The following is a 5,862-nucleotide window of genomic DNA, read 5'->3' as shown; positions in this document are numbered from 1 at the left end:
CCGACCCACCTGGTCGTCGTCCGGCCCGGCACCGGGGAGATCCTCGCCGTCTCCTCCAACGAGACCGCCGCGGCGGGGAACGCGCTGACCGGCCGGTACCCGCCGGGCTCCAGCATGAAGGCGATCAGCGCGACGTCGTCGGGCTGGTCGGCGTCGGCGAGGACCTCGGTCAGCACCCGCCCGGTCAGCCCGACCGGGTCGGCCGCGGCGTGCCGGGCTGCGGCGGCCCGGACCCGCTCCAGCCCGTCGTCGAGGACCTCGCCGCGGCGCTCGACCAGGCCGTCGGTGTAGAGCAGCAGGGTCGCGCCGGGGGCGATGTCGGCGGTGCCCTCGGTGTAGGGACGGCGTCCGGGTGCGCCGAGCACGGCCCCGGAGCCGGCACCGTCGAGCAGCTGCGCGCCGCCGGCGGTCACCAGCAGCGCCGGCGGGTGCCCGGCCCGGGCCCACTTCACCGTGCCGGCCGCGCTGTCGACGACCAGGCAGGCCGCGGTGGAGGCCAGCGCCCCGGGCAGCCGGACGGCGAACCGGTCGAGCAGCTCCAGCGCCTCGGCCGGGCCGCAGCCCTGCAGGAGCGCGGCCGACAGCGCGCTGCGCAGCTGGCCCATCACCGCCGCGGCCGCCGGCCCCTGACCGACGACGTCGCCCACGGCGATCGCCACGCGGGAGTCGGCGAGCTCGACGACGTCGTACCAGTCACCGCCGGCCTGGGTCCCCTCGGCGCCGGGCACGTAGTGCGCGGCCAGCGACAGTCGCTCCAGCGCCGGCAGCTGCGCCGGGAGCAGGCTCAGCTGCAGCGTCTCGGCGATCCCGCGCTCGGCTCGGTACAGCCGGGCGCGGTCGAGGGCCTGCGCGCACTGCTCGGCGACGGCGAGGAGCATCGCGCGGTCGACGGCGGAGAAGCGCTGCACCGCCGACCAGGCGACCGAGAGCACCCCGACCACCCGGCCGGCCACGGACAGCGGGAGGGCGACGACGGCCGACAGGCCGAAGTCGCGTGCCGACGCGGTCAGTTCCGGGGACAGCTCCCGGTCGGCCGGGGGCTGTGCGGCGACGTCCTCCACCCAGATCGGGCGCCGCTCGACGACCGCGGCCGTGGCGACCAGCGGGGCCGACAGGGGCAGCGTCCGCCACATCTCCAGGCCGGCCGGGCTGCCGCCGTCGATGACCAGCGCGGTCAGCGTGCGGTGGGAGGGGTCGAGCTCGTACACCGCGACCCGGCTGTCCGGGCCGGTCAGCGCGCGGACGTGGCCGGCGGCGGTCTGCGCGACCTCGACCGGGGTGGTGGCGGCGGAGAGCTCGGCGGTGGCCCGCTGCAGCAGCGCGAGCCGGTGCGCGGCGGCGCGCTCGTCGGCGAGGAGCACCGCGTTGTCCACGGCCAGCGCGGCGCGGGCGGCGATCTCCTCGGCCAGCTCGCGGTCGTCGTCCCCGTACGGGGGCGCGTCACCGCGACGTCCCAGCGCCAGCACGGCCAGGACCTGCCCGCGGACCTTGAGCGGCACCAGCAGCCCCGACTGCATCCCCAGCGGCCGCTCCGGCCGCGCTCCGTCCTGCGCCGGGCGGAGACCGACCGGCCAGTCCGCGGGCAACTCGGACCGGACCACGGAGCGACCGGTCTCCAGCACCTGGCGGCCGAGCGCGGAGTCGGGGTCGAGCGCGGCCAGCCCCGCCTGCGACGCCGGATCCAGCCCGGCGACCGCGGTGAAGCGCAGCCGGCCGTCGGGGCGCTGGACGCGCGCGGTGCAGAAGTCGGCGAGCCGGCTGTCGACCACGAGGCGCGCCAGCGCCCCCAGCTGGCCGTCGACCGTGGTCTCCCGGTCCAGGGCGGTGCCCACCTCGGCCAGCAGCGTCTGCCGCGCCGTCTCGCGGGTCCGGGCGTTGATGTCGGTGCAGCTGCCGACGTAGCCCCCTGCGCTCTGCTCCGTCCCGATGGGGGCGGCCCGTTCGAGCATCCAGGAGTAGGTGCCGTCGGCCCGGCGCAACCGGACGTCGACCTCCCAGCCCTCGCGCCGCGCGGTCGCCGCGGCGACGACCCCGGCGTAGCGCTCGCGGTCCTCGGGATGCAGGCCCTGCTCCCAGCCCGTCCCGAGCTCCTCGCGGGCCGCGCGACCGGTGAACTCGGTCCAGCCGCGGTTGAGGAACACCCGCCGCCCGTCGGCGTCGGCCACCCAGATCAGCGCCGGCGCCAGGTCGGCCATCGCGGTGAACTGCTCCTCAGCGGCCCGCCGGGCGCGGCCCAGCTCCAGGTGCGCGCCGACCCGGGCGAGGAGTTCCTGTGCGGAGAAGGGCTTGACCAGGTAGTCGTCGGCACCGGCGGCCAGGCCCTCGACGGCGGCCTCCTCGCCGGCGCGGGCCGACAGGAGCACCACCGGGACCCGGGCGGTGCGCGGCTCGGCACGCAGCGCGGCCAGCAGCGCCATGCCGTCCAGCCCGGGCATCATCACGTCGCTGACGACCAGGTCGGGCGGGTCGGCGACGGCCGCGTCGAGCGCCTGCTGCCCGTCGGCCACGGCCCGGACGTTGTAGTGCGGGCCGAGCAGCCGCAGCAGGTACTCACGCATGTCGGCGTTGTCGTCGGCGACCAGGACCCGTCCGGACACCGCCGCAGGGCCGCGCAGCGTCGGTGCGAGCTCGGTGCCGGCCTCCCCGTCGACGTCCGGCAGCCAGCGCAGCGCCTCGGTGACGAAAGGGACCGCGGCCGGGGAGACCGCGGGCGCATCGGCGGCCGGCTCGGTCAGTCGCTCGGCCGGGAGGTGGTCGGTGCCGAGCGGCAGGGTGACGGTGAACGTGGTGCCCGCGCCCGGGGTGCTCTCGACGCCGATGGTGCCGCCGTGCAGCCCGACCAGCTCACGCACCATGGCCAGGCCGATGCCGCTGCCCTCGCCGGACCGGCCGCAGGCGTTGCGGACCCGGGAGAAGCGCTCGAAGAGCCGGGGCAGCTCGTCGACGGGGATGCCGGTACCGGTGTCGGCGACGGTGAGCCGTGCCGCGCCGTCCTCCTGCCGCAGCCGCACCGAGATGCCCCCGGTGAAGGTGAACTTCAGCGCGTTGGAGAGCAAGTTGAGGACGACCTTCTCCCACATGTCCCGGTCGATGTGCACCGGCTCGTCCAGCGGCGGGCAGTCGACGGTGAACTCCAGCCCGGCCCGGACGACGGCCGAGCGGAAGACGCTGGCCAGCTCGACGGTGGTGGCGGCGAGGTCGACCGGCTCGAAGCGCGCGTCGATCCGGCCGGCCTGGATGCGGGAGAAGTCCAGCAGGGTGTTGACCAGCTTGCCCAGCCGCTGCGCGTTGCGCTCGATGACCTCGAGTTCCTCGCGCAGCCGGGGGTCCGCGTCGGCCGCCGGGGAGGCGCGCAGCTCGGCGACCGGGCCGGCGATGAGCGTCAGCGGGGTGCGGAACTCGTGGCTGACGTTGCTGAAGAAGTCGGTCTTGGCCCGGTCCAGCTCGGCCAGCGCCTCGGCCCGTCGCCGCTCGGCCTCGTAGCTGCCGGCGTTGGCCAGGGCGGACGAGATCTGGTTGGCGACCAGCTCGAGGAAGCCGCGGTAGGCGTCGTCGTGGTGGCGGTGCGGGTTGAGCCCGACCACGAGGAAGCCCGCCACCGGTCCGCGGTCCTGCGCCGCCGAGGCGATCGGTAGGGCGACCGCCTGGTGGGGGGGCCGGTCCCAGGCGCCGGTCGGCAGGCCGGGGCACCGGTCGGCGAGGTCCTCCACCAGCACGTCCTCGCCGGCCAGCAGCCGGGCCAGCGGCCACACCGCGTCGTCGTCGGTCAGCACCGAGGGAGCGGCGGGGGACCCCGGGTCGATGCCCACGGCACACCCCAGCCGGGCGGTGCCGTCGTCGTCCACCAGGTAGACGGCGCTGAACGGCAGGTCGGCCGGGTTGCCCGCGAGCTGCTCGCGGGCGGCGGCGAGGACGGCCTCCTCCGTGCGGGCGGCGGCCAGCGTCGCCGCGAGGTCGCGCAGGGTCGCCATCCGCCGCTCGCCGACGACGCTCTGGGTGGTCTCGGTGACGACGCAGAACAGGCCCCCGGTGCGGCCGTCGTCGCCGGGCAGGGGGCTGTAGGAAAAGGTGTGGTAGGTCTCCTCGGGGTAACCGCTGCGTTCCAGGAAGAGCAGCAGGTCCTGGTCCCACGTCGCGATCCCGTCGTCCAGCACCGCCTGCGTCCGCGGGGCGATGTCGGGCCAGATCTCGGCCCAGACCTCGGAGGCCGGCCGCCCCAGCGCCCACGGGTGCTTGGCCTGCAGCGTGTCGTGCCGGTAGGCGTCGTTGTAGAAGAAGAGGAGGTCCGGCCCCCAGCCGGCCCACATCGCGAACCGGGACGTCAGCAGAATTCGGACGGTGTGGCGCAGCCCGGACGGCCACCGCTCCGGTGGCCCGAGTGCGGTCTCTGTCCAGTCGCGCTCCGCCATCGCGCGGCCGACCTCGCCGCCTCCGGCGAACAGCGACCTCCCTGGGGGCTCCTCGGTCACGGCGCCATCACGAGGGGATGGTAGGTCGGCGGGGTCGGGCCCGGGCGCGGGCGGGTCGACGCGCAGGGCTCGACCGGCGAGTCCGTCCAGGACGGCGCGGTCGACGCCGGCCGCTGCCTGCACCTCCGCCTCCTCGAGGGCACCGCCGTCCAGCCCCCGCAGCAGCACCGTGGCCAGCGCCCGGGCGGTGGCCGGCTCGTCGAGCACGCCGCCGTCCACCCGTCCGGCGGTTTCCGCGGGAACCGGCAGCAGGGGCGGCCTGGCATCCTCGGCACATGGCCGCCCTCGACGACTTCAACGCCGAGCCCGCCGACCGCGCCGTGCAGGCGCTGCGGGCCTGCAACGCCGCGCCACGGTTCGCCGCGCAGGTGGTGGCCGGCCGGCCCTACCCGGACGTCGATGCACTCGTGGCCCGCGCCGAGGACGTCGTCCGCGGCCTGCCGTGGGACGAGGTAGTGCTGGCCCTGACCGTGCACCCGCGGATCGGCGACCGGCCCGAGGGCTCGTCGGCAGAGGCCGAGGCGTCCCGCCGGCAGCAGAGCTCGATGGGCGGGGCGGACGACGCGACGCGGGCCGCCCTGGCCGAGGGCCACCGGGACTACGAGGAGCGCTTCGACCAGGTCTTCCTGATCCGTGTGGCCGGCCGGTCGCCGGAGGAGGTCCTCGCGGAGCTACGTCGCCGGCTGGGCAACGACGAGGAGACCGAGCGCGCCGAGGTGACCGGCCAACTGGCCGAGATCACGGCGCTGCGGGTGCGGGAGCTCGTGGCGGACGCGACAGCGACGGGCGAGCGAGCATCGCAGCGGGATACCGAAGCCGACCGGGAGTGAGCATCGCAGCGAGTGTCGGCGGGCGAAGAGCGGAACCGATCCGGAGCGAAGCCATCGGCATGAGTGTGTCGACGCACGTCCTGGGCTCGGTGCCGGGGCGGCCGGTGGCCGGGCATGGACAGGGCATGGACGGAGCTGGACCTCCCTCTCCGGGTTCGGTTGGTCCGCTGGGACGACGCCTTCGCCGGTCCTTGACGAGCGTCCCGACTTCGTCGAGCCAGGCCTCGAAGAGCTCACCCGCAGGCCCGGCGACCTCGGCGTCATCGTCCCCAGGAGCCGTCCTGCGGCGCGGCCAGCTCAACGGCCTACATCACGACTTTGCAGCCGCCCTGACGCTGGAACGGAAGGGAAGCGGCTACGTTGCACTTTCGGCGATCAGAGTCTAGAAGGCTTATTCAGCGAGGGGTGTGACGGACTCGTCCGGCGCGCCTCCGTGCGCGGGGGGCGTGGCTGCGGGCGTGGCGGCTGACCGCGATCGACGGGTTCGACATCGACGTGCCCGACACCCCGGACAACGCCGAGCAGTTTGACTACGCCGGCTCCGGGGACAACCGCTCGGCGTT

2 protein-coding genes and 1 pseudogene are annotated in these 5,862 nt (G+C 75.6%); 2 read left to right on the top strand and 1 reads right to left on the bottom strand.

Annotated features, from left to right (window positions below; translation table 11 throughout):
* Window positions 1-9 precede the first annotated feature (9 nt).
* The gene (locus tag E4P41_RS23485; RefSeq protein WP_348536512.1) at window positions 10-291 is read left to right on the top strand and encodes a penicillin-binding transpeptidase domain-containing protein; all 282 of its coding nucleotides are present in this window, start codon (window positions 10-12) and stop codon (window positions 289-291) included.
* Here E4P41_RS23485 and E4P41_RS22885 read toward each other — a convergent pair.
* A pseudogene (locus E4P41_RS22885) lies at window positions 177-3,971 on the bottom strand (SpoIIE family protein phosphatase); the annotation flags it as partial. The gene E4P41_RS23485 and the pseudogene E4P41_RS22885 sit on opposite strands and share 115 nt — an antisense overlap.
* A gap of 773 nt (window positions 3,972-4,744) precedes the next feature.
* On the opposite strand from E4P41_RS22885, the gene uraD reads away from it, so the two are divergent.
* A complete protein-coding gene (gene uraD, locus E4P41_RS20995) occupies window positions 4,745-5,299 on the top strand; it encodes a 2-oxo-4-hydroxy-4-carboxy-5-ureidoimidazoline decarboxylase (RefSeq protein WP_135143146.1) in 555 nt (184 codons plus the stop codon).
* The last annotated feature ends 563 nt before the right edge of the window (window positions 5,300-5,862 follow it).

It is taken from the genome of Geodermatophilus sp. DF01-2, assembly GCF_004571065.1.
In the GTDB taxonomy this organism is placed as follows: Bacteria; Actinomycetota; Actinomycetes; order Mycobacteriales; family Geodermatophilaceae; genus Geodermatophilus.
The sequence above is the reverse complement of the archived record's forward strand: the minus strand, read 5'-3'. Positions and strand labels throughout refer to the sequence as shown.